This is a genomic window from Hahella sp. NS-SX17 (assembly GCF_057367735.1).
Window position 1 is genome coordinate 1,738,984 of sequence record NZ_CM170632.1, and the last position, 26,680, is coordinate 1,765,663.

26 protein-coding genes are annotated in these 26,680 nt (G+C 54.4%); 15 read left to right on the forward strand and 11 right to left on the reverse strand.

What is annotated here, in order from left to right:
* Nucleotides 1-19: 19 nt before the first annotated feature.
* Together hisF and AC2IBB_RS07880 are read left to right on the forward strand one after the other, a co-directional pair.
* Nucleotides 20-793: an imidazole glycerol phosphate synthase subunit HisF gene (gene hisF, locus AC2IBB_RS07875; protein ID WP_486332333.1), complete on the forward strand. Its 774-nt coding sequence runs from the start codon at nucleotides 20-22 to the stop codon at nucleotides 791-793.
* A 155-nt stretch (nucleotides 794-948) separates the two neighbouring features.
* A complete protein-coding gene (locus AC2IBB_RS07880; protein ID WP_486332334.1) occupies nucleotides 949-1,440 on the forward strand; it encodes a DUF2244 domain-containing protein in 492 nt (163 codons plus the stop codon).
* A 48-nt stretch (nucleotides 1,441-1,488) separates the two neighbouring features.
* Here the strand turns inward: AC2IBB_RS07880 and AC2IBB_RS07885 are convergent, their stop codons facing one another.
* From AC2IBB_RS07885 to gpmI, 4 genes are all read right to left on the reverse strand, one after another.
* Nucleotides 1,489-2,397, reverse strand: coding sequence for a divergent polysaccharide deacetylase family protein (locus tag AC2IBB_RS07885; RefSeq protein ID WP_486332335.1), 909 nt, complete (start codon nucleotides 2,395-2,397; stop codon nucleotides 1,489-1,491).
* 14 nt (nucleotides 2,398-2,411) lie between these two features.
* A complete protein-coding gene (locus AC2IBB_RS07890) occupies nucleotides 2,412-3,764 on the reverse strand; it encodes a S41 family peptidase (protein ID WP_486332336.1) in 1,353 nt (450 codons plus the stop codon).
* Between the two features lie 22 nt (nucleotides 3,765-3,786).
* Nucleotides 3,787-4,905 (reverse strand): murein hydrolase activator EnvC family protein, encoded by a 1,119-nt coding sequence (locus AC2IBB_RS07895; RefSeq protein WP_486332337.1) that lies wholly within the window; start codon nucleotides 4,903-4,905, stop codon nucleotides 3,787-3,789.
* Between the two features lie 239 nt (nucleotides 4,906-5,144).
* Complete coding sequence (gene gpmI / locus AC2IBB_RS07900; RefSeq protein WP_486332338.1) at nucleotides 5,145-6,689, reverse strand: 2,3-bisphosphoglycerate-independent phosphoglycerate mutase; 1,545 nt, start codon at nucleotides 6,687-6,689, stop codon at nucleotides 5,145-5,147.
* Nucleotides 6,690-7,130: 441 nt separating this feature from the next.
* On the opposite strand from gpmI, the gene AC2IBB_RS07905 reads away from it, so the two are divergent.
* The 4 genes from AC2IBB_RS07905 to AC2IBB_RS07920 all read left to right on the forward strand — a co-directional run bounded on the left by AC2IBB_RS07905 (nucleotide 7,131) and on the right by AC2IBB_RS07920 (nucleotide 9,159).
* Nucleotides 7,131-7,547, forward strand: coding sequence for a rhodanese-like domain-containing protein (locus tag AC2IBB_RS07905; protein WP_486332339.1), 417 nt, complete (start codon nucleotides 7,131-7,133; stop codon nucleotides 7,545-7,547).
* A 43-nt stretch (nucleotides 7,548-7,590) separates the two neighbouring features.
* Complete coding sequence (grxC, locus tag AC2IBB_RS07910) at nucleotides 7,591-7,884, forward strand: glutaredoxin 3 (RefSeq protein ID WP_486332340.1); 294 nt, start codon at nucleotides 7,591-7,593, stop codon at nucleotides 7,882-7,884.
* A 130-nt stretch (nucleotides 7,885-8,014) separates the two neighbouring features.
* A complete protein-coding gene (gene secB, locus AC2IBB_RS07915) occupies nucleotides 8,015-8,494 on the forward strand; it encodes a protein-export chaperone SecB (protein ID WP_216738604.1) in 480 nt (159 codons plus the stop codon).
* A 245-nt stretch (nucleotides 8,495-8,739) separates the two neighbouring features.
* Nucleotides 8,740-9,159, forward strand: a complete 420-nt coding sequence (locus AC2IBB_RS07920; protein WP_486332341.1) for an organic hydroperoxide resistance protein — start codon at nucleotides 8,740-8,742, stop codon at nucleotides 9,157-9,159.
* Between the two features lie 80 nt (nucleotides 9,160-9,239).
* Here the strand turns inward: AC2IBB_RS07920 and trmL are convergent, their stop codons facing one another.
* On the reverse strand, nucleotides 9,240-9,704 hold the full coding sequence (trmL, locus tag AC2IBB_RS07925) for a tRNA (uridine(34)/cytosine(34)/5-carboxymethylaminomethyluridine(34)-2'-O)-methyltransferase TrmL (protein ID WP_486332342.1): 465 nt from the start codon (nucleotides 9,702-9,704) through the stop codon (nucleotides 9,240-9,242).
* A 543-nt stretch (nucleotides 9,705-10,247) separates the two neighbouring features.
* Here trmL and proV point away from each other — a divergent pair.
* The 3 genes from proV (at nucleotide 10,248) to proX (ending at nucleotide 13,704) form a co-directional block, all read left to right on the forward strand.
* A complete protein-coding gene (gene proV / locus AC2IBB_RS07930; RefSeq protein WP_486332343.1) occupies nucleotides 10,248-11,459 on the forward strand; it encodes a glycine betaine/L-proline ABC transporter ATP-binding protein ProV in 1,212 nt (403 codons plus the stop codon).
* Between the two features lie 27 nt (nucleotides 11,460-11,486).
* On the forward strand, nucleotides 11,487-12,596 hold the full coding sequence (proW, locus tag AC2IBB_RS07935) for a glycine betaine/L-proline ABC transporter permease ProW (protein WP_486332344.1): 1,110 nt from the start codon (nucleotides 11,487-11,489) through the stop codon (nucleotides 12,594-12,596).
* A 103-nt stretch (nucleotides 12,597-12,699) separates the two neighbouring features.
* Complete coding sequence (gene proX, locus AC2IBB_RS07940; RefSeq protein ID WP_486332345.1) at nucleotides 12,700-13,704, forward strand: glycine betaine/L-proline ABC transporter substrate-binding protein ProX; 1,005 nt, start codon at nucleotides 12,700-12,702, stop codon at nucleotides 13,702-13,704.
* A gap of 249 nt (nucleotides 13,705-13,953) precedes the next feature.
* On the opposite strand, the gene AC2IBB_RS07945 is transcribed toward proX, so the two are convergent.
* Nucleotides 13,954-15,132 (reverse strand): acetyl-CoA C-acetyltransferase, encoded by a 1,179-nt coding sequence (locus AC2IBB_RS07945; RefSeq protein WP_486332346.1) that lies wholly within the window; start codon nucleotides 15,130-15,132, stop codon nucleotides 13,954-13,956.
* Nucleotides 15,133-15,288: 156 nt separating this feature from the next.
* Nucleotides 15,289-16,557, reverse strand: a complete 1,269-nt coding sequence (locus AC2IBB_RS07950; RefSeq protein WP_486332347.1) for a multifunctional CCA addition/repair protein — start codon at nucleotides 16,555-16,557, stop codon at nucleotides 15,289-15,291.
* Between the two features lie 291 nt (nucleotides 16,558-16,848).
* Between AC2IBB_RS07950 and AC2IBB_RS07955 the strand changes: the two genes are divergently transcribed.
* Both AC2IBB_RS07955 and AC2IBB_RS07960 read left to right on the forward strand, forming a co-directional pair.
* Nucleotides 16,849-17,430: an LPP20 family lipoprotein gene (locus AC2IBB_RS07955; protein ID WP_486332348.1), complete on the forward strand. Its 582-nt coding sequence runs from the start codon at nucleotides 16,849-16,851 to the stop codon at nucleotides 17,428-17,430.
* A gap of 16 nt (nucleotides 17,431-17,446) precedes the next feature.
* Entirely contained in the window at nucleotides 17,447-18,676 is a 1,230-nt protein-coding gene (locus AC2IBB_RS07960) for a flagellar assembly protein FlgT (RefSeq protein WP_486332349.1), read from the forward strand.
* 31 nt (nucleotides 18,677-18,707) lie between these two features.
* On the opposite strand, the gene hmpA is transcribed toward AC2IBB_RS07960, so the two are convergent.
* The 3 genes from hmpA to AC2IBB_RS07975 form a co-directional block, all read right to left on the reverse strand.
* A complete protein-coding gene (hmpA, locus tag AC2IBB_RS07965; protein WP_486332350.1) occupies nucleotides 18,708-19,913 on the reverse strand; it encodes an NO-inducible flavohemoprotein in 1,206 nt (401 codons plus the stop codon).
* 168 nt (nucleotides 19,914-20,081) lie between these two features.
* Nucleotides 20,082-21,269, reverse strand: coding sequence for an NnrS family protein (locus AC2IBB_RS07970; protein WP_486332351.1), 1,188 nt, complete (start codon nucleotides 21,267-21,269; stop codon nucleotides 20,082-20,084).
* Between the two features lie 10 nt (nucleotides 21,270-21,279).
* The gene (locus AC2IBB_RS07975) at nucleotides 21,280-21,534 is read right to left on the reverse strand and encodes a hypothetical protein (RefSeq protein ID WP_486332352.1); all 255 of its coding nucleotides are present in this window, start codon (nucleotides 21,532-21,534) and stop codon (nucleotides 21,280-21,282) included.
* Nucleotides 21,535-21,707: 173 nt separating this feature from the next.
* Between AC2IBB_RS07975 and norR the strand changes: the two genes are divergently transcribed.
* The 4 genes from norR to AC2IBB_RS07995 all read left to right on the forward strand — a co-directional run bounded on the left by norR (nucleotide 21,708) and on the right by AC2IBB_RS07995 (nucleotide 25,416).
* Nucleotides 21,708-23,303 carry a nitric oxide reductase transcriptional regulator NorR gene (norR, locus tag AC2IBB_RS07980; RefSeq protein ID WP_486332353.1) on the forward strand — a complete coding sequence of 532 codons (1,596 nt, stop codon included), beginning with the start codon at nucleotides 21,708-21,710 and terminating at the stop codon, nucleotides 23,301-23,303.
* A 106-nt stretch (nucleotides 23,304-23,409) separates the two neighbouring features.
* Nucleotides 23,410-23,940 (forward strand): hypothetical protein, encoded by a 531-nt coding sequence (locus tag AC2IBB_RS07985; RefSeq protein ID WP_486332354.1) that lies wholly within the window; start codon nucleotides 23,410-23,412, stop codon nucleotides 23,938-23,940.
* An 85-nt stretch (nucleotides 23,941-24,025) separates the two neighbouring features.
* On the forward strand, nucleotides 24,026-24,787 hold the full coding sequence (locus AC2IBB_RS07990; RefSeq protein WP_486332355.1) for a substrate-binding periplasmic protein: 762 nt from the start codon (nucleotides 24,026-24,028) through the stop codon (nucleotides 24,785-24,787).
* A 350-nt stretch (nucleotides 24,788-25,137) separates the two neighbouring features.
* Entirely contained in the window at nucleotides 25,138-25,416 is a 279-nt protein-coding gene (locus AC2IBB_RS07995) for a hypothetical protein (protein ID WP_127973091.1), read from the forward strand.
* A gap of 187 nt (nucleotides 25,417-25,603) precedes the next feature.
* On the opposite strand, the gene AC2IBB_RS08000 is transcribed toward AC2IBB_RS07995, so the two are convergent.
* Nucleotides 25,604-25,891 carry a hypothetical protein gene (locus tag AC2IBB_RS08000; RefSeq protein ID WP_486332356.1) on the reverse strand — a complete coding sequence of 96 codons (288 nt, stop codon included), beginning with the start codon at nucleotides 25,889-25,891 and terminating at the stop codon, nucleotides 25,604-25,606.
* Nucleotides 25,892-26,680 lie beyond the last annotated feature (789 nt).

A 26,680-nucleotide genomic window follows, 5' to 3' on the forward strand; every position in this document is an offset into this window, starting at 1 on the left:
CAAATGCATAGGTAACAACATGGGCTTGGCGAAACGCATTATTCCTTGCTTGGACGTAGATAAAGGAAGAGTGGTCAAAGGCGTTCAGTTTGTGGACATCCGCGACGCAGGCGACCCAGTGGAAGTGGCGAAGCGCTACGACGAGCAGGGCGCGGATGAAATCACTTTTCTGGACATCACCGCCAGTCATGAAGGCCGCGACACCACTGTTCATACCGTGGAGCGCATGGCCAGCCAAGTGTTTATTCCCCTGACTGTCGGCGGCGGCATTCGCAAGCTGGAGGATATCCGCACCATGCTGAATGCCGGCGCGGATAAAGTCAGCATTAATACTGCCGCCGTTTTCACTCCTGAATTTGTCGGTGAAGCGGCCGCCAGGTTTGGCAGCCAGTGTATTGTCGTGGCGATCGACGCCAAGAAAGTCTCTGCGCCCGGCGAAGCTGAGCGCTGGGAGATATTCACCCACGGCGGGCGCAAGCCAACTGGATTGGACGCTATTGTCTGGGCCAGAAAAATGGTGGAGTTCGGCGCGGGAGAAATCCTGCTGACGAGCATGGACCGCGACGGCGCCAAAAACGGTTTTGATCTGGCGCTGACCCGAGCGGTGAGCGATGCCGTGACTGTGCCTGTCATTGCCTCTGGCGGCGTAGGTAACCTGCAGCATCTGGTCGATGGGGTTAAAGACGGCGGCGCCGACGCCGTGTTGGCCGCCAGCATTTTCCACTTCGGTGAATACAGCATCCCTGAGGCCAAAGCGTTTATGGCCAAGCAGGGCGTTGAAGTGCGCATCTGATTCTCGCTGTCGTACTCGCGCGCGACCACTGAACCGCAAAGGTAAAGTGTCGCGCTTTGAAGAGCGGGTATATACTTTTTTAGGAACAGCTCCTGGCTTGTTGAAGTTGGTGTGTGAACAGGCCCTGCTTCGGCATTTCCTGAACAGGTTTGTATATGCTCGACGTCGTCCCCGGAGAAAATGCCGCTTGCGCCCGGCTGATACTGCAACCGAATAACTCCGCCGGCTGGAAAGGCAACCGCGTCTTTCTCTTTGCTGTCGGCGGCGTCGCTTTGACCATCTCCATCGCATTCTCAGTCTTCGGCGCGCTTCCTATATTAGCGTTCTGTGGCCTGGAGCTGGCGCTTCTGGCTGGCATGTTGCGGCTGGTCAGCAAACGCTGCGCTTCGCAGGAAGTCATCCTTATCACGCCTCTGGAAGTCTGCATCGAAAAAGGTATGGCGCAGCCTGAACACAGCTGGACGTTTCCTCGTTGGTATACGCGCATCATGCTGGTGGAAGGCGGCCGTAATGGTCACATTTGCGTGTTGATTGCGTGTAAGGGAGAAGAGGTGGAAGTAGGCGCCTGGCTGGCGGAAGGAGACAGGAAAGTCTTGATCTCCACCTTGCGCTCACTGGTGGCGCACTATCATCATTTGTATCACTGAACTATAGATGCCTGGCCCTAAGCGGGATTCATCAACAGACAAGCGGGTTTAATTGACGCTTTTCTTTTCGCCGTCGTTGCCGTTACGTCGCTCCGCCAGAATAGTTGGAGGCGTGGTTTGGAACATGTCCTGAGCGTTATTGCGAATCGCCCACAAGCCTTTAATGGTGGCGATGGCGACGCCTTGCTCTCCTAACGACGGCAGTACTTTTTCCAAGTATTCAATGGTTTCCTTGTGAGGATGGCCGATGGCGATGGCGGTGCCTTTCTTGCGGGCGATATCCAGCAGGCGTTTGAACTGAAAGTCGATCGCTTTGGTGGTGATGACGTGATCCAGAAATACATCGCGGTTCAGTGTAGGGATAGCGTGGCTGGCTGCAACAGCGTGGGCGACGGAAGAGGGGGTGGTGCGGCTGTCGACGAAGTAAAGCGGATAATCCTGCAGTTCTCCCATTACCAGATTCATGGCTGAGCGGTTCTGCGTCAGTGCGCTGCCCATGTGATTATTGACGCCGCTGACGTAAGGGATCGCCTTAATCGCTTGGCGGAATGTCACCACCATGTCCTGCTTGCTCATGTCGCTGGTCAGACCGCTGGCGCCGAGGGGAATCCGTTTTACGTTCTCCATCGGAATATGCAGCATGATCTCTTTGCCAGCGGCGTAAGCCAGTCTGGCATGGTTTTTTGTATAAGGACGAAAAGGCAAGAATGACAATGTCAGTGGAGCGGGGATGCGTATAGCGCGTTCGCCCATGGTCTGATAGTTGCCCATATCATCAATGATGATGGCGATGGTGGGCGGATGACCTTCCCCGGCGCCAGGCGAGTTAATGATCGCGTGCGTCACTGCCGCCTGCGCGGGCTCGGCGACAGGGGATTCCTCCGCTTTCGCCGCTGTGTGCGCCAAGAACAAAAGAAGGCCGGCCCTGACGCCGGCGCGGAGTAGGTTGGTTGGCAAAGACCTCAAACAGTTCAGCCTTTCGCGGACGCCTTCATGATGGAGAGGCCTTTCAGCAGGTTGAGCGCTTCGCGTAATTGGAAGTCTTTTGCAATGATTTCCTGCACACTGCTGTCCCGTTTGGAGGACTTGCCGTCGCCTTCGCCGTTCTCGTTGGTTAAATGGCCGGAGAGGTCAGCTTCTTTGAAGAATGGCTGAGTTTCCTCTTCGGTAATCTGGGCGCGTTGCACCTGAATGTCTGGAACGATGCCAAGCGCCTGGATCGAACGTCCGCTTGGCGTGTAGTAGCGCGCGGTGGTCAGCTTGAGGCCATATTCTTCGTCCAGTGGAAGGACGGTTTGCACGCTGCCTTTTCCGAAGCTTTCCGTACCCAGGATGATGGCGCGGTGATGATCCTGTAAGGCGCCCGCGACGATTTCCGATGCGGACGCGGAACCGCCATTGATCAGCACCACCATAGGCGCGCCTGCGATTTCATCGCCAGGCGTGGCGGTAAAGCGCAGTTTGGAGCTTTTGATGCGGCCGTCAGTATAAACAATCAGGCCTTCGTCCAGCAGTGAATCCGCCACATCCACCGCCGCCTGTAGAACGCCGCCGGGATTGTTGCGCAGATCCAGAATCACGCCTTTCAAACCTTGTGGCGAGGCGTCTTTCAATTTGTTGATGGCTTTAGTGAAATCAGAGCCGGTTTGCGCCTGGAACTGAGTGATGCGGATGTAGCCGTAACCTTTATCCAGGTTCATGGTTTTCACGCTGGCGACGCGAATGACGTCACGCAGTACTTCCAGCTCTACCGGGCTGTTTTCGCCTTTTTTCACCAAGGTCAGTTTGATCGGAGTGCCGGGCTTGCCGCGCATCATATTGACGGCGTCTTCCAACGTCATGCCTTTAACGGTTTTGTTGTCGAGCTTGATAATCAGGTCGCCGGCGCCGATGCCAGCTTTCTGGGCGGGCGTATCGTCAATAGGCGTGATGACTTTGATGAAGCCATCTTCCAGTCCGACTTCAATGCCGAGGCCGCCGAACTCGCCGGAAGTGGATTCCTGCAGGTCTTCAAACGCGCTGGGCTCCAAGTAGGCGGAGTGAGGGTCGAGCCCGGACAGCATGCCGCGAATGGCGTTGTTCAGCAGGGTGGTGTCGTCGACGTCTTCCACGTAAGCGCGCTTGATGCGATCAAACACTTCTGCGAATTTGCGCAGATCATCCAAAGGCAGGCTGCCGCGTTCTGCGGCGCTGGCGTTCGTCACGCTGACGTCGTCGGCCGGGTTCTCTGTTTCCTGCAGGGGCTCGTCCGCCCAGCCGTACGGGGCTAAGGCGAGAGAGAGAATAATTCCGGACAGCGCATTTCGAGTAAATTTTGACAACATATTAAATTCCCTGCATTCACCTTTATTTCTTGAGCCATCGAGTAGGGTCGTCAGGCTTGCCGTTATGCCTTATTTCAAAGTATAGCCCGGTTTCGGCCTGGCCTCCGCTGCTGCCGGCGCTGGCGATGGTCTCGCCGCTGCGAACCCAATCGCCGGTGTCCTTGAGTAAAGCTTGATTGTAGCCGTACAGGCTCATATAGCCATCGCCATGATCGATGATCATCAACAGGCCGAAGCCCCGCAGCCAATCCGCAAACACGACGCGTCCGTGATGCACGGCGGAAACTGGGGTGTTCAGTGGGGTTTGGAAAAATACCCCGGACGGCCTGAAACCACCGCCGGATTGTCCGTGAAGCTGCTGCAAAGCGCCCTTCGTAGGTTTGGGTAATTTAGCACGGAGTTTGGAGAAAGGCACAGAGTCTTGGGTTAACTCTAAGTTAGATATGGCCTTTTCCACTTCTTTAACCAGCGTTTCCAGTTGCGTCTGGTTTTTCTGCATGCGGGTCAGTTCGTTCTGCTTGTAATTAAGGCTGGAGTTGAGCTTGGCCAGCGTCGTCTCCCGCTCTTTGCGTTTGGACTCAAGCGTTTCTTTGCTGAGGGCCAGCGCGTTGCGGGATTCCAGCAGTGCTTGGTTGCGCTTGAGAATTTCCGCGCGGGTCTGCTTCAGTTCGTCGATAGTCTGGCGATATTTTTCGATATGCTCGCCACGGGCCACATTCAGGTAATCGTAATAGGCTAGCATTCTTTGCAGGGTGGTGGGGTCTTCCGCGTTGAGCAGCAATTTGACGCCTTGCTCGCGGCCCATGCCATAAGCGGCTTGAATCTGTCTGGCGAGCAGTCCTTTCTGTTGGGAAAGGGAGGCCAGATGCTCTTTCTCCTTGTCCTCCAGCTCATCGACCTGCTTTTCAGTGTCGTTGATAGAGGTTTGGAGTTTGTTGATTTCCCGGACTTTATCCTGGATTTTTTCCTCGGTGGCGCGAAGCTCTTTTTCAAGATCGGTTTGCTCGCCCTGGGCGTCATGAATCCAGTCTTTTAATTTGCTGATATCGCGCTTGAGTTCCTTCAGCTTCTTTTCATGGTCGCCCTGATCCTGCCAGCCGGTGTCCGCCCTGACGTTCTCGGCGGCTGCGGGCGCAAGCATCAGAACTGCGATAACGTAGAGGACGATACGGCTAAGCTGCATGCGATCGGTATGAAAAATCTTTTATTAATAGTTATGTACGCCTCTGTAAGGGGAGGCTCCGGGATTTGGCCCCGGCAAGTATAGAGGAGTTTCGGGCTGTGGCGCAAAACCCGGTGGCAAGGCGGGAGAGGTTGGGGGTTAAAGAAAAAGAGAGGAAGAGCAGGTTTGCTGTTCTCCCTTTCTGGTGAATTAGAGAATCAATTTGGGATGATCAAGGATTTCCCAGTCATTTCCTGCGGCTTTTCCAGCTCCATCAGGTCAAGCAGGGAGGGCGCGATATCGCACAGTCTGCCGTCTTTTTGCAGAGAAATATCTTTCGGCCCGATGTAGATCAGCGGCACCGGTCCTGTAGTGTGCTGCGTGTGGGGTTGGCCGTTGTCATCCACCATTTGTTCCGCGTTGCCATGGTCTGCGGTGATCAGGCATTGGCCGCCGACTTCCTGCAAAGCGTCAGCGATGCGTTTGAGACACTGGTCGATGCACTCCGCCGCTTTCATCGCTGCGTCGTAGACCCCGGAGTGGCCGACCATATCGCCGTTGGCGTAGTTGCAAACGATCAAATCGAACTTGCCGGATTTAATCGCTTCCACCAGTTTGTCGGTGACTTCCGGAGCGCTCATTTCCGGTTTCAGGTCGTAGGTCGCCACGTCAGGAGACGGAATCAAGATACGCTCTTCGCCTTCGAACAGCGCCTCTTTGCCGCCGCTGAAGAAGAAGGTGACATGGGCGTATTTTTCCGTTTCCGCAATGCGTAGCTGGGTTTTATGCAGAGTCGCCATGTACTCGCCAATGCTGTTGGTCAGCTCGGTGGCGGGGTAGGCGCAAGCGGTTTGAATGGTGGCGGCGTACTCAGTGAGCATGACGAAGTCAGCCAGCTTGGGTCGTTTGCTGCGTTGGAAACCATCGAAGTCCTGTTCAACGAAGCAGCGTGTCAGCTCACGGGCGCGGTCGGCGCGGAAGTTCATGAAGATGACAGCGTCGCCGTCTTCAATGGCCGCGTCGTTATCGCTGCTTCCTTTTATAAGGGTCGCTTTCACAAATTCGTCGTCTTCGCCCCGCTCATAGGCGGCGGTTAATGCCTGCACGGGATCTTCCGCGTGAAAGGGCGCTTCGCCAAGGGTCAGCAGGTCGTAGGCGGCTTGCACTCGATCCCAGCGGTTGTCGCGGTCCATGGCGTAGTAGCGTCCGATGATAGAGGCGACCCGGCCGCAGCCCAGCTCTCTCAGCAGTTTGTCTGTGCGCTCCAGCGAAGGCTGCGCGCTGCGGGGCGGCGTATCGCGTCCGTCCAGAAATGCGTGAACGAAGACGTTGTCCGCGCCGCGTTCTTTGGCGACTTTGCAGGCCGCTAAAATGTGATCTTCATGACTGTGCACGCCGCCGGGAGAAAGTAGCCCGAGCAAATGGACCGCTTTGCCTTTGCTGACCGCTTTATCGATAGCGGAACTGATCACGGGGTTCTGAGCGAACACGCCATCTTCGATGTCTTTGGTGATGCGGGTGAAGTTCTGATAAACAATACGGCCGGCGCCCAGGTTCATGTGGCCGACTTCAGAGTTGCCCATCTGGCCGTCAGGAAGGCCCACCGCCATGCCGGAAGTGTGTATAAGAACGTGCGGGTTTTGGCTGGATATCTGGTCCCAGAAGGGGGTGTCGGCGTTGGCGATAGCGTTCGAATCTTTGCCTTCGCGATATCCCCAACCGTCTAAAATGAGTAAAGCTGTAGGTTTGCGTTTTGCAGTCATTTTCTGTCCGCCATTAGTAATTTTACGAGTATTCTACTTGTAATTAGCGCTCATGTCTTGGAAGCCGTCAATCGGAGAAACGGCTGAATCCGTTGTCCGCCCAGGCGGCGCCTGGCTTCAGCTGATGCGCCAAGTTTGAGTTTTCGTTAGGTTCAGCATACTGCGAGTGGCGTGAATAGTTAAAATATAAAACTTGTTGTTATCTGATAGTTTTTACTTATTTTTGGGTTGTCTTTTGGAATCGTTGAAGCGGCGGGGGCTTTGTCTTCTGAAACCTATGGCGGCTGTGTATAATGCCGGGGCTTTTCAGGCGGAGACAGGCGCCGATTGCGTACGAATTTGAGCCCATCGGCATCGCCGGGCGCGGTGTGGGGTTGTGACATGGAAGCGAAGCAGGGCGGCGACGTTTCCTTAGAAGATTATTAAAGAAAAGGCGGAGTTATGGAGAAGTATCTTTTATTTGCTCTCGATCACTGGATTTTAAGCTCACTATTCATCGGTCTGGCCATCGCTCTGCTTGTTACTGAGCGTCTGCGTGGCGGTAAATCGCTGTCTCCGCAACAGGTGGTCAGGCTGATGAATAATGATGAGGCCGTCATCGTGGATGTGCGTGAGAAGAAAGATCTGGCGGAAGGCGTGATCAAAGGCTCTGTTCATATACCCGTCACCAGCCTGAAAGAACGCGCCAACGAGCTGCAAAAACATCAGGGCAAGACGATCGTCATCGCCGACAAGATGGGGCAGCATTCCGGCATGGCGGTCAGAGCGCTCGCGGCGGCTGGTGTTAAAGGCGTTCAGCGTCTGTCAGGCGGCATAGTCGAATGGCGTAATGCGAATTTGCCATTGTCAAAAAAATAAAAGCCCATATGTAATAGAAGTGACGTTTTAAGCGGTATCCTTTATGGCCCAGTTCAAGCCCGTGACCATTTACACCACGGAATTCTGCCCGTATTGTATCCGGGCTAAGCGTCTCCTGGAGGCTAAAGGGGCGTTTTTCGAAGAAATTAAAGTTGATTTCAATGCCGCCCTGAGGCAGGAAATGATGCAGAAAAGCGGACGCCGCACGGTGCCGCAGATTTGGATCGGTGAGGAACATGTGGGGGGCTGTGACGAACTCTACGGCCTGGAGCGCGCCGGCAAGCTGGATGCGCTTCTGCAGTCGGGAGCGTCAGACGAATCAGTCTCCCCTTCCTGAATAATTGAAAAATAACGACGCGTGTCGGCTCCAAGGCTATTGCGTTTGCGGACGCACGCCGATGCAAGTTAACCAAGGGGGGTTCGCTGCTGCGAGCCGCAAACCAATATAAAGAGATCAAGGTAGAGTCATGTCTGAGAATGCAGAAGCTCCCAAGCAGCCAGTATTCGCGCTGCAACGTATTTATCTGAAAGACCTTTCTTTTGAATCGCCAAACTCTCCGGCGGTATTCCAGTCCGAGTGGAAGCCTCAGGTCAATATGGACCTGAACACAGAAAACAAGAAAGTCAGCGACAACCAGTGGGAAGTCGTTCTGACCCTGACCATCACCTCCAAACTGGCTGATAAGACTGCGTTTGTTATCGAAGTGCAGCAAGCCGGAGTATTCATGATTGATGGTCTGAGCCCGCAGCAGCTGGCGCAAACGCTGGGCGCTTTCTGTCCGAACATCCTGTTCCCATATGCTCGCGAAACTATCGACATGTTGGCGGTTAAAGGCAGCTTCCCTGCATTGATGCTGCAACCCGTCAACTTTGACGCTATCTATGCGGAAGCGGTGAAGCGTCAGCAGGCGCAACAAGCCGCCCCAGCGGAAGAAGCCAAGCACTAAGCTAAGCGTTTCCTTTATAAGAAGCCGGTTATCCGGCTTTTTTTTGTCTTTTATTTGGGGCGTATCTAGTCCTGAAATAGGCGTCAACTCTATTCAGGACAAGGCAGTACTACAGGGATAGCGAACTTCTATGGCTTTGATAGGAAATTAAACTTATCGCGATAAATATTGTTTCGATAATATTGTCTTCGTTCCCGGATGATCCGGTTAACCAAGAAATATCAGAGCATGAAAAGGAAAACCCAATGAACGTACTTTATAAAGCAGCAGTGACTTCTACTGGCGGCCGCGATGGCCATGCGAAATCCTCCGATGGCGTACTGGATGTGAAATTGACCACGCCAAAAGAGTTGGGCGGCGCCGGCGGCGCGGCCACTAACCCGGAGCAGCTATTCGCAGCCGGTTATTCTGCTTGCTTTATCGGCGCCTTGAAGTTTGTCGCGAGTCAGCAAAAAGCTGCGCTTCCCGCTGACGTGAATGTCCGCGCTGAAGTGGGAATTGGTCAGATTCCAGGTGGATTTGGTCTGGATATAGATCTGTTTATTGAACTGCCCGGCTTGGAGCTGGAAGCGGCGAAAGGGCTGGTCGACAAGGCTCATCAAGTGTGCCCCTATTCCAATGCGACCAGAGGTAACGTGGACGTGCGTCTGCATGTCGCGAATTGAGCCGGATTGGGCGCTGGCTGGTTTCTCAGCTTCGGTGCGGCGTCCAGGATAAAGCCTCCTTCAGGGAGGCTTCGCCATATTTAAAGTCCGCCCTCGAACCCTAACTGGCGCCAGGCTTCATAGGAAACCAGAGCGACAGTGTTGGACAGATTGAGGCTGCGGCTGCCTTGGCGCATGGGAACTCGCAAACAGGACTCTGGACCCAGATCGTCCAGCATTTGTTGAGGTAGGCCGCGCGTCTCCGGACCGAACACCAAAGCGTCTCCAGCGGAGAAGGACACTTCGTGATAGTAGGACTTGCCGCGGGTGGACAAGGCGTACACCTTATTGGGCTGCGTGCTGTCCAAAAACTGTTGGAAATCTCCATGCCGTTTTACGGGCGCGTATTCGTGGTAGTCCAGACCGGCGCGTTGCAACCTCTTATCGTCCCAGGTGAATCCAAGGGGCTCGATAAGATGCAGGGCGAATCCGCAATTGGCGCAGAGTCTTATGATGTTGCCGGTGTTAGGCGGAATTTCCGGTTGGAATAAAACAATATTCAGCACGTTCAGGCTCTTTTTGATTAGGCGCTCCGGTGGCGTCCGGGCGTTTGAGTAATGCGTTTATCTCATTGTGGCGGGCTGGGCGCGCCGAAAGGCGTCTATTTTTTCTCTTACTGAGCCTTTCTGCAATCATTTGAGGCTCAAATCTGCGTATTCTCCTGCTAGTTCCTCTCACCTCGCTTTAAGTAGTTTGTATTAATAATTTTAGTTGTATAACTACTTTCTCTGCGTTATGTAAGGTTTCTTTACGCGTCTGAGGTATATCTGATCATTTCTATCGCAAAAACTACTGAGATTTATCTCGCAGTAGTCTGTATTTTATGCAGTTTGTTGGACTTTTGTTTCTGCCACCCAAACGTGGCGAATTGGCGCGGATTGGTTAAATGCTTAAATATTAGTTAGAATTAAAAGCTGTTTTTTAATTAGGTCTAACAATAATGCGTAGCCGACCCCTCATTGGAGGCGTTTCTGTAGATGCCGCCAATCCCTTGTCGCTGAAGACGTTTCAGGTGGCGCGGCGGCATAGACAAGCAACAGAAGCCACTGATGAAAAATAAGTTAGTAGTTAAGAATTTGTATAAAATTTTCGGCGCAGAACCGGACGCTGCGTTGAAACTCCTTAACCAGGGCGTGGATAAATCGGAGATATTTTCCCGAACCGGGCAGACGGTAGGCGTCTGCAACGCCAACTTCGAAGTCAGGGAAGGCGAAATATTTGTTGTGATGGGGCTGTCCGGCTCCGGTAAATCAACGCTGGTGCGTTTGCTTAATCGATTGATTGAGCCTTCGTCGGGAAACATTCTGGTCGATGATGAAGACATTATCGCCATGAATGACGAGGCGTTGCTTAACGTTCGCCGCACTAAAATGAGCATGGTGTTTCAATCCTTCGCGCTCATGCCTCACCTCAATGTCGTGCAAAATACCGCTTTTGGGTTGGAGTTATCCGGCGTTCCTCTGAATGAGAGGGAGTCCAGGGCCATGATCGCGCTGGAAAAAGTCGGCTTGAATGCCTACGCCAACAGCTACCCGGATGAACTTTCCGGAGGCATGCAGCAGCGGGTCGGATTGGCCCGGGCGCTTGCTAACGACCCTCATATTCTGCTGATGGATGAAGCTTTTTCAGCCCTGGACCCGCTGATCCGTACAGAGATGCAGGACCAGTTGCTGCAACTGCAGGAAAACGACAAGCGCACCATTATCTTTATCTCTCATGACCTTGATGAAGCCATGCGTATTGGCGACCGCATCGCCATTATGGAAGGCGGTCGCGTGGTGCAGGTGGGCACGCCGGAGGAAATTCTCAACAACCCTGCTGACGACTATGTGAAGTCCTTCTTCCGTGGCGTGGATGTCACGTCCGTTTTGAGCGCTGGCGACATTGCCCGTAAGACGCAGGTCACTTTGATCGAAAGAGAAGGGATGGGCGTGCGCTCCGCGCTGCAGCGCTTGAAAGAACATGATCGGGATTTTGGTTACGTAGTTGGCCCGGACCGCAAATTTCATGGCGTCGTGTCAGTGGATTCATTGCGCGCCAGCAGCCAGGCGGAGGCGCAGAAAATCACCAGCGCCTATTTGTCCGAGGTGGAGCCGGTGACGTCGGATGTGTCGCTGGGCGACCTGATTAGTTCCGTCGCCCAAGCGCCCTGCGCTATCCCGGTGGTGGATACGGATGGCCGTTATGCAGGCGTCATCAATAAAGCCACTCTGCTCGAAGCGTTGGATCGTAGCAACGCAAACGGTCACAGCCGGGCATAAGCCGGAAATAGTTATTTAGAGGTATTCATGGCTGACGATAATCAAGCTTCCAATCCCTGGTCCACTCCGGCGGAAGATGCGCCGGAACCTTCCGCCAATCCATGGGGCGCTTCGGCGGACGATAACGCGGCGGAGAACGAGCCCGCTGCAGATACTGCGGCGGGATGGCTGGATACGCCGGCGGATGCGCCGCAACAAGAGACTCCATTTAATATTCTCGATCCTTTTCAGGATGCAATGATTCCTCTCGACAGTTGGGTCGAGCAAGGGCTGGATTGGGTGGTGAATCATTTCCGTCCGCTATTTCAGGCCGTGCGCTGGCCTATCGACATTACACTCAGCTCTATTGAGGCTGGGTTGCAGGCCATTCCTGCGACAATCGTAATTCTGTTTTTCGCTCTGTTGGCGTGGCAGTTGTCCGGCCGTAAATTGGCGGTTGGCTCTCTCATCAGCTTGACTCTGGTGGGGCTGATCGGCGCCTGGAACGAGGCGATGGTGACGCTGGCGTTAGTACTCACTTCCGTTCTTTTCTGTCTGCTTATAGGTTTGCCCACGGGCATCTGGCTGGCGCGTAGCGATCGCGCCGCCTCTGCGGTAAGACCTTTGCTCGACGCCATGCAGACGACGCCTGCATTCGTATACTTGGTTCCCATTGTTATGCTGTTTGGTATCGGCAATGTGCCGGGAGTGGCGGTGACGATTATTTTTGCGCTGCCGCCGCTGATCCGTCTGACCAGCCTTGGCATCCGTCAGGTGCCGGAAGACCTGGTGGAGGCGGCCCGTTCCTTTGGGGCCAGTCCACGTCAACTTTTATTCAAAGTGCAGCTGCCATTGGCGACTCCGACTATCATGGCGGGAGTGAATCAGACGCTGATGCTGGCGCTGTCCATGGTGGTTATTGCGTCCATGATCGCGGTCGGCGGGCTGGGGCAAATGGTATTACGCGGAATTGGCCGTCTCGATATGGGGCTGGCGACGGTCGGCGGCGTTGGTATTGTGCTGCTCGCCATTATGCTGGATCGAATGACCCAGGCCCTGGGTAAGGATGCGCGCAGTCGCCCGACTCGCCACTGGTATGACGCCGGTCCGGTTGGGCTGGTGCGCCGCTGGATGGGGAAAACCGCAGAGGCTTCCTGACAGACAACCCTATGTCAGGCGGTGCGGGTAAACACGCATCGCCTTGATTCATCCCTCGAAAAGATAAGTCATCGAAATTACTGATAACAAACAGGAGAAATTGATGAGCTTGAAAAGTATAAAGAGCTGTTTCGCTGCGCTGGTTATGGGCGCGGCTTCATTCACGGCGCATGCGGAGAGCATGCCGGGCAAAGGAATAGAGGTGCAGCCTCTGAAAAGCTCCATTGCGGAGGAGACCTTTCAGACCTTGCTGGTTATGAAGGCCCTGGAAAAGCTGGGCTACGACGTCAAGTCCATTAAAGAAGTGGAATACGCGACGGGCCACGTTGCGCTGGCCAATGGCGACGGCACGTTTATGGCGGACCATTGGGACCCGCTGCATGTAGACTTTTACACCAAAGCCGGCGGCGATGAGAAGCTGTATCGCGAAGGGGTCTATTCCTCCGGCGCGCTGCAGGGCTACCTGATCGACAAAGCCACGGCGGACAAGCATGGCATCAAGAACATCAAGCAATTACAGGATGCGAAGCTGGCCAAGCTGTTTGATGCGGACGGCGACGGCAAAGCGGATCTGGCTGGCTGTAACCCAGGCTGGGGCTGTGAGAAAGTCATTGAACATCACCTGGACGCATACGGTTTGCGTAAAACTGTCGCTCACAATCAGGGCAGCTACTCCGCCATCATTGCAGACACCATCGCCCGTCACAAACAGGGGCAATCTGTGCTGTATTACACTTGGACGCCTTACTGGGTCAGCGGCGTAATGGTTCCCGGTAAAGACGTAGTCTGGTTGCAAGTGCCGTTCTCTTCTCTGCCAGGCGAACGTAAGGACATCGACACCAGCCTGCCAGACGGCAGCAACTACGGCTTCCAGGCGAACAATCAGCGCATCGTCGCTAACCTGGAGTTCGCCAAGAACAACCCTGCTGCGGCCAAGCTGTTTTCCATCATGAAAATCAGCGCCAACGATATCAGCGCGCAAAACCTGCGTATGCGCGATGGCGAGGACAGTGCTGCGGAAATCGAGCGTCATGCGGACGGTTGGATCAAGGCCAATCAGAAGAAATTTGACGGCTGGTTGGAGCAAGCTCGCGCTGCTGCTAAGTAAGTTCTGAAACGGCGTCTGTGGTCAGATCGAGGAGTTGCGCGCTCATGCGGGCTTCTCGACCACAGACTTTAATTTGCCTTTCCTCTCATCTCTTCTATCTTCCTTTAATTCCGCAATTAAGGCGGCGAGTACGCCTGCCGCTTAACCCTATGTAGCGGTATCTATATCGGATGTTTTTACCGTGAAGGCTTGAGGTGAAAACCTCCCCTAAGGAAAGAGGAGGTCTATAGCGAGTGCGGGATCAGACGATTATCTTTCTAACGCGAGCGCCACGCCCATGCCGCCGCCGATACACAGTGTGGCCAAGCCTTTTTTGGCGTCACGCTTGATCATTTCGTGCAGCAGTGTGACCAGAATACGGCAGCCGGAGGCGCCGATAGGGTGACCCAGGGCGATGGCTCCGCCGTTGACGTTCACCTTGGCGGTGTCCCATTCCATATCGCGATTCACTGCAATGGCCTGGGCGGCGAAGGCTTCGTTGGCTTCAACCAGATCCAGGTCTTCCACGCTCCAGCCAGCTTTGTTCAGGCAGCGGCGGGTGGCGGTGACCGGGCCGACGCCCATGATGCTGGGGTCAACGCCGGCATTGGCGTAGGCGGCGATGCTGGCGATAGGCGTCAGGCCAAGCTCTTTGGCTTTTTCTTCACTACACAGCATCACGGCGGCTGCGCCGTCGTTCAGGGATGAGGCGTTGCCCGCTGTGACGGTTCCGTCTTTCTTGAAGGCGCCTCTTAATTTACCCAGTGACTCGGCTGTTGTTCCATGACGTGGATTCTCGTCTTTATCCACGACAATGGGGCCGCCTTTGCGTTGAGGGACGCTGATGGCGCAGATCTCTTCTTTGAACCGCTCCGTTTTCTGCGCGGCTTCCGCTTTCTGTTGCGACTGTGCGGCGAAGGCGTCTTGCTCTTCGCGGCTGATGCCGTATTTCTCGACGATGTTTTCTGCGGTGACGCCCATGTGGTAGTCGTTGAACGCGTCCCATAAACCGTCTTTGATCATGGAGTCTTCTAAGGTCCAGTTACCCATGCGTTGGCCGTCGCGGGATTTTGGCAGCACATGGGGCGCCTGACTCATATTCTCCTGGCCGCCGGCGATCACGATGTCGGCGTCGCCCAGCATGATGGATTGGGCCGCCAAATGTATGGCTTTCAAACCGGAGCCGCAGACTTTATTAATGGTCATGGCGGGGGTGGCGTTGGGCAGTCCTGCATTGATGGAAGCCTGGCGCGCGGGGTTTTGGCCGCAGCCTGCGGTAAGCACCTGGCCCAGCAGGACTTCATCGATCTTGGCGGGATCGACTCCGGTTTGCTCCAACAGTTTTTGTATGACCGCCGATCCCAGTTTGTCGGCGCTGAGTGTGGACAGGGCTCCGCCGAATGCGCCCACTGGAGTGCGGGTGGCGGCGACAATGACGACCTTCTTCATATGAAATCTCCTTTCAATCCGTCAGTGTGTGAACTGATGCTTTGTCATCCTCAAGGTATTGACGTTTCCGGGCCTGGAGGATGAGCATACTTATTGATGTTGTTTTTTATAATAACGCTTTGGTCGAAGACGCTGGCGTTCGGCCATCGGCTTGAGTCAGGTCAAGCCGCCGTCTTTGTCATCCTCTTCCTGAGCCCCGGACGCGGAGTCCTGTTTGAAGCGTTTAACCGCACTGATGCGGCGACGTTGAATTTCTTCTCCCAGGCCGGCGCCGGTATATCCCTGGGCTACCAGATCCTGCGGTTTGATTTGCTGACAGGCCTCCAGGGCGCCGCGCAGAAAATCCGCCTGAGGATAAGGTTTTTGCTCCCATCCCGTACGGCCGCGGGCGTCGGCTTCGCAGGCGAGCAAAAATAGTTCGAAACGGTCCGGGCGGCGCCAGGCGTCGCAGGATTGCAGCAGCTTCACCAAGGTGTTGGCGCGCAACTCCAGGGCGCGGTGGCAATGGGTGTGGTACTGGCAGGCCATCAGCGCCAGTTCTTTGAACAGCTTGGGCGCTTTGACCCGCTCGGTCAGCGCTTTCACCAAGTCGACCCCGGCCGCTTCATGGTTATGATGTTTGGGCCACTCTTTCTGTGGCGTGACGCCTTTACCCAGGTCATGAATCAGAGCGGCGAAACGCACTTCTTCATGCTTGCTCAACAGACAGGCTTGCTCCAGCGCCATCAGGCTGTGCAGACCGGTGTCCACTTCCGGATGGTATTGCGGCGTTTGCGGCACGCCGAACAGCGCGTCTAATTCGGGGAAAATATCCTGCAACGCGTGGGCGTCTCTCAGCACCTGAAAGTAAACGCGGGGTTGTTTCTGTCCCAGGGCGCGTACGGTTTCCTGCCACACGCGTTCCGCCGTCAGCGCTTTCAGTTCTCCTGAAGCCTGAATGTCCTGCATGAGCTGTAAGGTTTCCGGCGCTACAGTGAATCCCAGGTCGGCGTAGCGAGAGGCGAAACGGGCGACTCGCAACACGCGCAGGGGGTCTTCGGTAAAGGCCGGAGAAACATGGCGTAGAATCCGGGCTTCCAGATCCTGTTGGCCATTAAGTGGGTCTACCAGATTGCCGTCGTCGTCCATCGCCATGGCGTTGATGGTCAGGTCTCGACGCAGCAGGTCGTCTTCCAGAGAAATGTCCGGGGAAAAATCGCAGATAAATCCGGTATAGCCTTTGCCGCTTTTACGTTCGGTGCGGGCGAGGGCGTGCTCTTCTTTGCTGTCCGGGTGCAGGAATACGGGAAAGTCTGCGCCGACCTGCTGATATCCCTGTTCCAGCATCTGTTCAGGGGTCGCGCCGACCATGACCCAGTCACGGTCTTTGACGGGCAGACCGAGCAAGGCGTCGCGCACGGCTCCGCCCACTAAATATCGTTGCATACAGTCTCGAATAAATAAGGGTTGAAAGGGTAGGTTACTTGGAATAACCAGGGGTCACAAGGCGCTTGCGCCGGTGAGGCAAGATCGTTCCGCTATGGGGGTGGGAGCGGTCTTATTTAGGCTCGGAAGAAAGCAGTTTAAGCCTGATTAACATATTGATTAATAGTCAGATTCTGTGTTTTCACTCTGGCTCCATGCGGTTTTGGCACGAACTTTTCTATAGGTCTCTATACAACGCGGGCGCAACCGGGCGTCGTCGCAGCAATAGTATTGGTACTGAGGGCCTCTAGCGTGAGTAAGCAGATTCAAGCAGTCGTATTGGCGGCGCTCGCCGGCCTGTTGTCGGCGTGTGGCCTGTATGGTCAGAAACGAAGCGAGCCCATCGACGACAATATCGGCAAAGATCCTATCGTGGTGAGGGTGTCGGGGTACGCTACTTATGAAGATCCCCGTCATGTTACGTCCCAGCGCCACCGCCTGCTGGCGATGCGCGCATCGAAGTTGGACGCCTACCGCGCTCTGGCGGAGCGCATTTATGGAACGGTGATCTATGGCTCTTCTACAGTGGAGGCGCTGGTGATGCAGAACGATGGCTTTAAAACCATGGTGGACAGCGTGATTCGCGGGGCCAGGGTGATGAGCGTGTCGGAGCTGCAGGGAGGTGGATTTGAGACCGTACTGGAAGTGGTGTTGGAGGCAAGATTTCGCCGCTGTCTGACCAACGTCAACTACTTCCGCTATACCGAAGAATGTCGCATGCCGTTGCCGCACAGCGACCCGGCTTTGCGCGCCAGTATGGACTCTCCTGCGGGGGCGGCGGGTAGCAGCGTCGGCACCGGCCTGTATTTTCTGGATGGCGATGTGAAAAAGTGAATGCCAGGAGCCTGTTATGAGAGGGTTGTTTAATCACCGGTGGTCTTTACATGTCTTGCTTGGCGCGCTGGGTCTGGCGCTGATCTTGGGGGCGAGTGTCGCCCATGCGGAATGGGTGAGGGTGACCGGGCGCGCATTCATCTACGGCGGCGACTATCAACAGGCGCGCAAGGCGGCGCAGGAAGACGCTTTGCGGCAGGCGGCGCTGATGTTCGGAGCGGAGGTGTCCAGCACTGATCAGATGGAACTGGGTCGCTTGACCCGGTCCAGCGTGAGCGTCAGCAGTCGCGCCAAGGCCAGGCGAGTGGTTCCGGTGAGCGAGGAAGTCGAAAATGAAACGCTGGTGTTGACCATCGATGCGGACATGTATGAGCAACCGCTGTGTGATGGCGCTTCGGTGAACTCATATCGGCGCAAACTGGCGCTGCTGTCGTTTTCATTGCAGGACGTGAGGCAGGCGTCTGTCGGCGGTCTGTATGGCGTGGAGCGGGATATTCCCAGCTACCTTAATCAGTTATTACAATCCTCCCCCCGATTGGCGGTGCATGAAGCCAGCCAGTTGCATCTTTATGACGAACTCGCCAACGCGCCGACTCATGAGACTGAACAACGCACCTTGACCAAGGCGGTGGCGGCGTCGCGGGATTTGGGCGTGCAGTTTGTGGTGTCCGGTGTGGTCAGAGATGTCTCCATGCGCGACCCGGAAGGGTTGAAGCGTTCCGTTCTCAACAATACGCTGCGCTTCGTCGGGCTGAAGGATACATACCGGGTATTCGATGTGGAGATGTTTATCCATGACGGGTTCAGCGGCGCCATTCTGTTTCAGAAGCGCTATCGCACGGGGGCGAACTGGGAGGCAAGGGCGGATGAGCAGTATGGCCTGCTGTCCGCTGGCTTCAATCAGATGGAGTACGGCAGGACGGTGAAGCGGGCGCTGATGAGCATGGCGGGAGACATCGAAGAAAATGTGTCCTGCCAGCCGTTTATGACGCGCATTGCGCGGGTGGAGGGGCGTCAGGTTATGTTTGAAGCGGGCGCCAACGCGGGAATCCGCCCTGGGGACACCTTCCAGATTTATCGCTCGCGACAGTTGTTCGACGCAACCCGGTTCCAGGGAACCGAGCTGCGTGACGTCAAGCTGGCGTTGCAGGTGGATCAGGTGCAGCCTGAGTTCTCCATCGGACGCCTGAATATCGACCCCACACGTCTGAACATTCAGATGGATGATGTGTTGATCCGCTGGTGAGTCATAGTCAGGCGCACAGGCATATGCGGGTTTACAGATCGCTGTGTGGTCCAAATACCTCGTAGTGGATGCGTTCTGCGTCTACGCCGCATGATAGTAATTGCTGTTTCGCCATCGCCATGAACGGGGTTGGGCCGCACAGATAAAAGCGGCCTTCCGCCAACGGGAGACGTTCCGCAATGCCGGGAATATCCATCAGGCCTTGAGCGTAGTCATCCCGGTTAGTCTGGTCTTCGACCTCAGGCTGACGATACCAGATCTGCGCGGACAGGTTTTTCCTCTGGCTCAGCAGTTCGTTCACACGCTGTTTAAAGCTGTGCTGCATTCCATTTTCGCAGGCGTGCAGGTAGTAAATCGGCGCTTCATTGTCTGCGGCGCTGAGGCGTTCCAGCATAGACATCATGGGCGTCAGGCCGACGCCGGCGGAAATCAGGACAGTGGGCCGGTTGCGCTCCTCGTGTAAAACGAAGTCGCCTGCGGGCGCCATCAACTCAAGCGCGTCTCCCTCCTGAATATGATCATGCAGATAATTGGACACCAGGCCAGGCTTGTCGCCCGACTCTCGTTTTACGGAAATGCGATAAGTGACTCCGTTCGGCGCTGCGGACAGGGAATACTGGCGAATCTGCTCGTAGCCGTCAGGCGTCGGTTTGACCTTGACGCCGATGTACTGACCGGGTTGAAAGTCGATGACTTTTCCTCCGTCCTTGGGCGCTAGTATAAAGCTGGTCACCAGCTCCGACTCTTTGCGTTTTGTCTGCACGACGAAGGTACGGGTTCCTTTCCAGCCCCCCGGGGCGGCGGCTCGCTCTTCATACAGCTCGCCCTCTTTCGCAATGAATATACTGGCGAGAAACTGGTAGGCCTTGGTCCAGGCGTCTCTGATTTCCGGGGTAAATGCGTCGCCGAGCAGCTCCTGCAGCGTTTCCAGCAGGTGGTGGCCGACGATGTCATATTGCGCTGGCTGGATATTGAAACTGGTGTGTTTGTGCGCAATACGCTCGACGGCGCTTTGCAGCGCTTCGGGCGTTTCAATGTGCTTGGCGTAGGCGGCGATGGCGTTGAACAGGGCGACAGGTTGCCCGCCGGATTGCTGGTGGCTGCTGTTGAAGATATTCAGCAGCTCAGGATTGTGGCTGAACATCCTGCGATAAAAATGCTCAGTGATCGCCACGCCCCCGGTTTCCAATACTGGGATGGTGGTTTTGATGGTTGCGATAGTGTTGGAATCTAACACTGTAACTCCTTCTTGAATGGTTTTATGACGTTGTCTATTCAGGTTGCGACACGGGTTATGACGTTTGCTGCGACGCAAATAAAGGCGCTGCCGACGCTCTCGGTAGCGCTGCTGTGATAATGAAATGGGCCTGTGAGTCTCTGGTGAATATAGCGAGGCCTGCGGCGCTCACCCGGGTTTGCCATCCGCCCGCGGCGCATTGAGGATGCTGGCGTAATGAATGACGAAAACCAGATACGCCAATGCCCAAAGCGCAGCGGAGATACGCCAGGCGATGGGCGCCTCCATGACCAAAGGCAGACCGGCGCGTACGACGGCGGCTGCGAGGATCAGGGCGAAAGCCCAGCCCATCAGCGTTGGCGGTTGTAAAGGACGCCCAGTATGTCCCAGAGACACGCGGGACATCATCGCGAGGATCATGCCGCCGATAGCGCCGACGGTCACCAGATGCAGGGCGTCTGCAAAATAAGCGCCTTGCGATAGCTGACTAAACCCCATGCATAGCTGTCCGAGAGCCAGGGCCAGATATGACAAGTGCAGTGACCATAACAGCGGCGCGCCGAACGTTTTCAAGCTGCGCCAGTGCGCGATTCGCAGCAACTGGAGCGTCCCCGCCGCCAAAAGCAGAAGTGCCGTAACCGGCGTCATGGCAGAAAGGAAATACGTGCTGAAAAAAGCCAGAGCGCAGAGGGGCGCCAGCAACGCCACCGTTTTTTCCAGCCAGTTGGGGGCGGCGATGGATTCAAGCCCCAGTCCGCGTTGAGTAAAAAACGGAATCACCCGGCCGCCCAGGATGGAAATCAGCACGGCTATCAGTAACGCGCCGGTATTGAGAAGGTGAATGGCCAAGTTGATATCGGCGGTGGTCGCCGAGGCAATGTCCAGTGTCGCCAATAGAGCCAGAATCGGGACGATGATCAGGTTGCGGTGATTGCCTGAACGGACCAGCAAATTAATGAAAGCCAGCGCCGACAGAGACCACCACAGTATCTCTGCGACAACCGCTAAGCGAAGCGCGTCGCCGCCCAGAAAGAAGGCGACGCGGGCTGTCAGCCAAAGCAGAACCAATATCGCCAGCGTTTTATTCTTCACGCTGGGCAAGCCCGTCCAGGTCTGCACCGCCGTCAGCAGAAAACCAATGACGATCGCTCCGCCGAACCCGAACAGCATTTCATGGCCGTGCCAGACAACCGGCGACATGGCGGTGAGCCAGGGCGCTGAGCCATTCAGCAGCAGAATCCAGTAGGCGATGGCGACAATAGAGAACAGTGAGCCAAACAGGAAAAACGGTCGGAACGCCAGCCCCAGCAAAGGTATGCTCGGGTGCGGGGGGCGCTCGCTTGTGATCTGAGTCATGAGATTCTAATCAGCCTCCATTCAATGCGATGCGGCGATTGCCGATCAGTCGTAAAACATAGCCCAGTTTTAAGGCCCCGGCTGACACCACCATGGTGATGTGGGCGGCGATTTGCTGACCGAGGCTGAAATTGTGGGCGTAGGGATAGCAGATCAGCGCGGTGACGATCATGACCAGAATGGAAATTAGCAGGGTTCTGTCGCCGATTCTCATCAGTTTGGCGGCAAAGGCGAGGCCCTCGAAAGTCGTGTTGGTCTGGTTCATAGCATTCCTCCTCAAGATGCGTATTAACCGGAAGTGTTGAATCTGTGTTTGCAATTGCTTTGCCAGGATGAAATAGCCTGAAAATAAAGGGGAAAGCGCTGGATTTATGTAGCGAGAGGGTTAATATGACTCATACTATATGTGTCTAAAAGACATGAAAGGGTTTGTTTGATATGACCAATGCGCCTCTCTCCGTATTAGTGGAGATCGCTGTGGATCTCGCCAATAGCCTGACCAATGAAGATCGCTTTGACCGTCTGTTGAGCGCGGTGCGCAGAGCGATTTCCTGTGATGCGGTGGCCTTGTTAGCCTTGCGTGAGGACGTGCTGGTTCCTTTAGCGGCGCAGGGGCTGTCTCCAGATATTCTGGGGCGACGCTTCAAAGCGGACGAACACCCGCGCTTTGAGCGATTGACGCAGTCGCGGCAACCGGTGCGTTTTGCGTCTGATTGCCAATTGCCAGACCCCTATGACGGCTTGCTGCTGGCGACGGAAGGCGACCTGCCGGTGCATGCCTGCATGGGATTTCCACTGTATTCGGATAATCGCTTGATCGGATTGCTGACGCTCGACAGTCTGAGCGCTGGCGTATTCGATGATATCCCTCCAAAAACACTGTCCATACTCAACGCTCTGGCCGCCGCTACCTTGCGTTCCGCCGAACTGTTGAACCTGCTGGAATATAAAGCCAGCCACGCTCACGAAGTGGCGCTGGCGTTGACGCAGGAGGCATTAAGCCGGGACGGCGGCGAACTGATCGGCGAAAGCGCCGCCATGGCCCAGCTGAAACGGGAAATTCGTCTGGTGGCCTCTTCGGACTTCAACGTACTGGTGACAGGTGAAACCGGGGTGGGGAAGGAGCTGGTCGCCCGCACTTTGCACATGCAGTCGTCCCGCTGCAATGAGCCTCTGGTGTATGTTAACTGCGCCGCCGTGCCGGACGCCTTGGCGGAAAGCGAGTTATTTGGTCATGTGCGGGGCGCCTTCACTGGCGCCAACAGTGATCGTATGGGCAAATTCATGCTGGCGGATGGGGGCACTCTGTTTCTCGATGAGATTGGCGAGTTGTCACTGGCGGTGCAAAGCAAACTGCTGCGAGCGCTGCAAAGCGGAGAAGTGCAAAAAGTGGGGCGGGACAAGCCGGAAAAAGTAAATGTGCGGGTGATCGCCGCCACTAATCGGGACTTGGCGCGGGAGGTGAAGGCGGAAACGTTTCGCGCGGATCTATATCACCGTCTGAGCGTCTACCCCATTCAGGTTCCGCCCTTGCGCGAGCGCGACCAGGACGTCTTGTTGCTGGCGGGCTATTTTATCGCTGCGACGCGACGCAAGCTGGGTATGGAGCAGATTCGACTGGCCCCGGCGGTGAACGAGGCGTTGCTGGCTTATCCCTGGCCGGGGAACGTGCGTGAGCTGGAACATACCATCAGTCGGGCGGCTCTGCGGGCCAGAAGCGAGCAAGCAGGCAAGCGGATTGTCACGATTCTGCCGGAGCACTGCGACCTTTCTGTTTCCCCTACGGCTCCTCCCGTTGCGATACAGCGCAGGCAGGACTTTTCAGTGGAAGCGACGCCCTCTCAAGGACCTGTAAATCTGAAGGATGAGACAGAGCGGTTTCAGCGCGAACTCATTCATCGCACTCTTATCGAGGAGCAGGGGAATTGGGCCGCCGCGGCCAGGGCGCTGTCTTTGGATCGCGCCAATCTCATCAGACTGGCCAAACGATTGGGCGTGCATGTGGAAAGACGGCATGCTGTGGTGCGCAAGTAGGAGCGCGGCGGAAAGCCATTGTTGGCGTTATCGGCCATACTGCCTGTAGGGTTGGCCATTGTGATTGAGCCGGAGTCCGGCGAATAGAAAGTGGGAGTTGTCATTTATGTTCTGGAACAAACAAGATAAGAGTCAAAAAGAAACGGGGTTATTGAGCGATCCCAGACCGCATCACTATACGTTTGCGCATATCGCCATGCGTAAATTTTGCGAAAGTGATCCGTTGCAATTGTTCGGGTTGATTCCTACAGAGGAGCGGACGCACCTTGTGGATTTTCTCTGGTCTAAAGTATGTGAAAACTGCGATCAGGAGGGAAAAGCGGATTTTGATCCCGGTGAAATAGAATTCGCTACGTTGCGAGTGAAGGACTATCCTACGATTCTGATGAAAATGCCGGAGGCCAAAGCCGTCGCTGAGGCGATGCTGGTGGCGATTGTGTTGACGACGGGACCGGAGGTGAATCTGGAGAATGAAACTCCGTCTTTCCGCTACTTCACTCTGGAGCTGGGCGTGAGTACGGAAGGAGGGACGCGCACCGTGATGTGTGAATGGCGTGGCGACTCTCACGCCAATCTGGGCGATGGACCTGAGCCGGAGGCGAGAGCGTTCCTGCAGCGGGTGGAGAGCCTGGTCTAAGGCGCTTCGCTCAGGCGTGAGGCTTTACAGAGGGTTGGCAAGAGCTAGACTTATAGCCACCCCTTGAAATTTGCGGCGGGAAGTCATGCAAGTCTCACGCTGGTTCTGTGTCTTTATGCTGTTACTTTGTCGCGCTCTGCCAGCTGGCGCTGAGACGTCTGGGAGCGCAACCACTGCGTTAGACGTTTATATTTCCGAATACCCTCCCTTTTGTTACACGGAAAATGGCGTCGCTAAAGGCATGGCGGTCGAAACCGTACAAGAAATCATGCGGACGACAGGGCAATCCTATCCGATCCAATCCACGCCCTGGAAACGGGGTTTGCATTACTTGGCCAGTAAATCCAACGCGGCGCTATTCACCGTGACCCGAACCGAGCAACGAGAGCCGCTGTATAAATGGGTAGGGCCGGTGGCGATCTCCAATCTGGTGTTTTTCGCCCCTAAAAACTCCGATATCCGAATTAGTAGCATGGATGATGCGCGCGCAGTGCCTCGTATCGGCACAGTGCAGGGGTACTCTGCAGAGAAATTATTGCAGCGCCAGGGTTTCACCAACTTGATCAGCAGCTCTGGGAGCGAACAATTCAATCCGGGTAATTTGGTGCGTGGCTACCTGGATCTTTGGGTGACGGTCGATGTGGTTGGCGTCTATGCGGCGAGGTTGCAGGGTATAGATCCTGGTCTGATGAAAGTCGTTTATGTCATCCAAGAGCAGCCCAAATACATCGCTTTTTCAAAAGACGTTCCAGATAGCGTGATTCAAATCTGGCAGGACGCTCTGGACGAAATGAAGCGGGACGGACGCATGCAGAGCATTACGCAGAAATGGCTGGGGACGCCGTGAGCCAGAACGCTCTTTTCTAACGATTAAGATAGCGCGCCACTGGCTGATCAATACTCAATCATCTAACGTAAAATGCAACTGGGCATTTGATTTTCAAAAGAGAGCTTTTTGACGTTTCATGGTGAAAAGAGGCTGAATTAGCGTTTACAGTCGCTCCAAATAGCGCTTGGCTGAGCCGGTTCTGTTTGTTTAACATTATGATAAATAACAAAAAATCAGGCCGTAATGTATCTGGAGTCCCAAAATCGAAAAAATGATGTATTATTGCGGCTCGTTTTCAGACGAAATCCTGACAGCGCCCGATGATATACACAGACGAAAAGCGAATCCTGAATCCCACAGGCCAACCAATGACCATATGGATAGAGCCCTGGGCTCTTGAAGTGGAAGTCCCACCGGGAAAAACCGCCTTATTCACCGCCGACAGCGAAACGGCAGGCCAATTCGAAGTGCGGATCAAAGACGACACCTACACCATTTACGCCTGGTGCGGCAGCAGCCTGAAAGTCACCATCGACGGAGAAAAAGTCTGGGACCTGGACACTCTTAGAGTGCCGGAACTTCCAGAAGGCGTCACCGTACGCAACTTCGTGGAGATGAGCTTTGAGGGGGAGAGTGGGGTTGTTTGAGGAAGGCTGCGCGTCTTTTAGTCGAAAATAACTCCCGCTCACTTCTCTAACGTTTTTAGCAGCTTGTAAAAAATGGCCCCGGCAATTGCGGGGCCATGTAGTTAAATAACCTATTGAAGCTACTAGCTTAGCTCTCGAATAGACAGCCTCTTTGATAGCTAAAAGATACTACTAACGCCGTAGGTATTTAATTAAACCAGTTTTTGATGGTCGGTATCTTTGCGCCATATTGTATTAAAATACTATTGCAGCTTGGATCTGTATCTACCTTTGATATCCAGGTCGAATCAGCTCTATCTTTATATTCTATTAATAGGAAGCACTTTGTTTTATTCTCTTCGAAAAACTTTAATGCATATCTATGAATAGCCCCCGCCTTTCCTGGTGAGAATTTTGGTGTTTCTATAGGTAGCGCTTGCGCCAGTTTTTCCTTGCTAGCTTTGAAACATTCATCTGTAATTTCATAACCGTCCAAATTGCATAACCAGAGCTCATCGGAAGATAAGGTGTAGCTTCTTAACTCTGATAGTAAGGACGCTTGCCTCCTCCATTCATAGCTATAATGAAGGGCGACAAATATCATTGGGACGATAATGAGTAATAGTTTGTATTTTTTCATTAAAGGATAAATATATATGCGTTCCAGAATGATTGTGTCAATAGAGGCGAAGTCATAGATTCTTCATTACACAAAACTCCACAGAATTCCTATCCTCATTTCTTCCTAAAAATGAATAAGCAAGATAAGAGAAATATAATTATTAGAGAGAAGCCAATAGAGTAAATTAATGCGCCATATACTTTCTCTTCTAATTCCATGCATAGGCATCGAGGTCCTATTAACAACCCGGCAAAGCCAATAAGGACTCCAATAAAAATAAAACCGAATCTCTGTCTGTTAATTAACCTGGGTGTAAGAAAACCGAGTACAGAGAATACAATAATTGGCGCAGCCAACCAAACTACACTTTCTATATCCATATTTCACCTAAATCATGGTGCTCAATCTGTATCAATAGGGTCAGAGTCATTGACCTTTCATCACACGAAACTTCTCAGACTTCCTATCTCCTCCTCGTCCCAATGGCCTTGCCCGTCTTCCAGTTTTGGCTTCTATCTCAGCCTTAAAACGATCATTACCTAATATCCAAGCCTTGTTAGTCGCTTCACGGATCATAGATAAAGGCGAGGTGAACGAGTCATCAGAATAACTCGTTTCTGAAAGAAAGGCTGGCAGGTTAACTCTCAAGCATGCTGGCATCAA

Excerpts from the sequence above, each read along its gene's own strand:
- AC2IBB_RS07890 (WP_486332336.1), bottom strand. The coding sequence starts at position 3,764 with ATGTTGTCAAAATTTACTCGAAATGCGCTGTCCGGAATTATTCTCTCT.
- AC2IBB_RS07950 (WP_486332347.1), bottom strand. The coding sequence starts at position 16,557 with ATGCAACGATATTTAGTGGGCGGAGCCGTGCGCGACGCCTTGCTCGGT.
- AC2IBB_RS07880 (WP_486332334.1), top strand. The coding sequence starts at position 949 with ATGCTCGACGTCGTCCCCGGAGAAAATGCCGCTTGCGCCCGGCTGATA.
- grxC (WP_486332340.1), top strand. The coding sequence starts at position 7,591 with ATGGCCCAGTTCAAGCCCGTGACCATTTACACCACGGAATTCTGCCCG.
- AC2IBB_RS07895 (WP_486332337.1), bottom strand. The coding sequence starts at position 4,905 with ATGCTTGCGCCCGCAGCCGCCGAGAACGTCAGGGCGGACACCGGCTGG.
- norR (WP_486332353.1), top strand. The coding sequence starts at position 21,708 with ATGACCAATGCGCCTCTCTCCGTATTAGTGGAGATCGCTGTGGATCTC.
- AC2IBB_RS07960 (WP_486332349.1), top strand. The coding sequence starts at position 17,447 with ATGAGAGGGTTGTTTAATCACCGGTGGTCTTTACATGTCTTGCTTGGC.
- AC2IBB_RS07970 (WP_486332351.1), bottom strand. The coding sequence starts at position 21,269 with ATGACTCAGATCACAAGCGAGCGCCCCCCGCACCCGAGCATACCTTTG.
- AC2IBB_RS07905 (WP_486332339.1), top strand. The coding sequence starts at position 7,131 with ATGGAGAAGTATCTTTTATTTGCTCTCGATCACTGGATTTTAAGCTCA.
- AC2IBB_RS07995 (WP_127973091.1), top strand. The coding sequence starts at position 25,138 with ATGACCATATGGATAGAGCCCTGGGCTCTTGAAGTGGAAGTCCCACCG.
- proW (WP_486332344.1), top strand. The coding sequence starts at position 11,487 with ATGGCTGACGATAATCAAGCTTCCAATCCCTGGTCCACTCCGGCGGAA.
- AC2IBB_RS07920 (WP_486332341.1), top strand. The coding sequence starts at position 8,740 with ATGAACGTACTTTATAAAGCAGCAGTGACTTCTACTGGCGGCCGCGAT.
- AC2IBB_RS07985 (WP_486332354.1), top strand. The coding sequence starts at position 23,410 with ATGTTCTGGAACAAACAAGATAAGAGTCAAAAAGAAACGGGGTTATTG.
- proX (WP_486332345.1), top strand. The coding sequence starts at position 12,700 with ATGAGCTTGAAAAGTATAAAGAGCTGTTTCGCTGCGCTGGTTATGGGC.
- AC2IBB_RS07990 (WP_486332355.1), top strand. The coding sequence starts at position 24,026 with ATGCAAGTCTCACGCTGGTTCTGTGTCTTTATGCTGTTACTTTGTCGC.
- proV (WP_486332343.1), top strand. The coding sequence starts at position 10,248 with ATGAAAAATAAGTTAGTAGTTAAGAATTTGTATAAAATTTTCGGCGCA.
- AC2IBB_RS07975 (WP_486332352.1), bottom strand. The coding sequence starts at position 21,534 with ATGAACCAGACCAACACGACTTTCGAGGGCCTCGCCTTTGCCGCCAAA.
- secB (WP_216738604.1), top strand. The coding sequence starts at position 8,015 with ATGTCTGAGAATGCAGAAGCTCCCAAGCAGCCAGTATTCGCGCTGCAA.
- hisF (WP_486332333.1), top strand. The coding sequence starts at position 20 with ATGGGCTTGGCGAAACGCATTATTCCTTGCTTGGACGTAGATAAAGGA.
- gpmI (WP_486332338.1), bottom strand. The coding sequence starts at position 6,689 with ATGACTGCAAAACGCAAACCTACAGCTTTACTCATTTTAGACGGTTGG.
- AC2IBB_RS07945 (WP_486332346.1), bottom strand. The coding sequence starts at position 15,132 with ATGAAGAAGGTCGTCATTGTCGCCGCCACCCGCACTCCAGTGGGCGCA.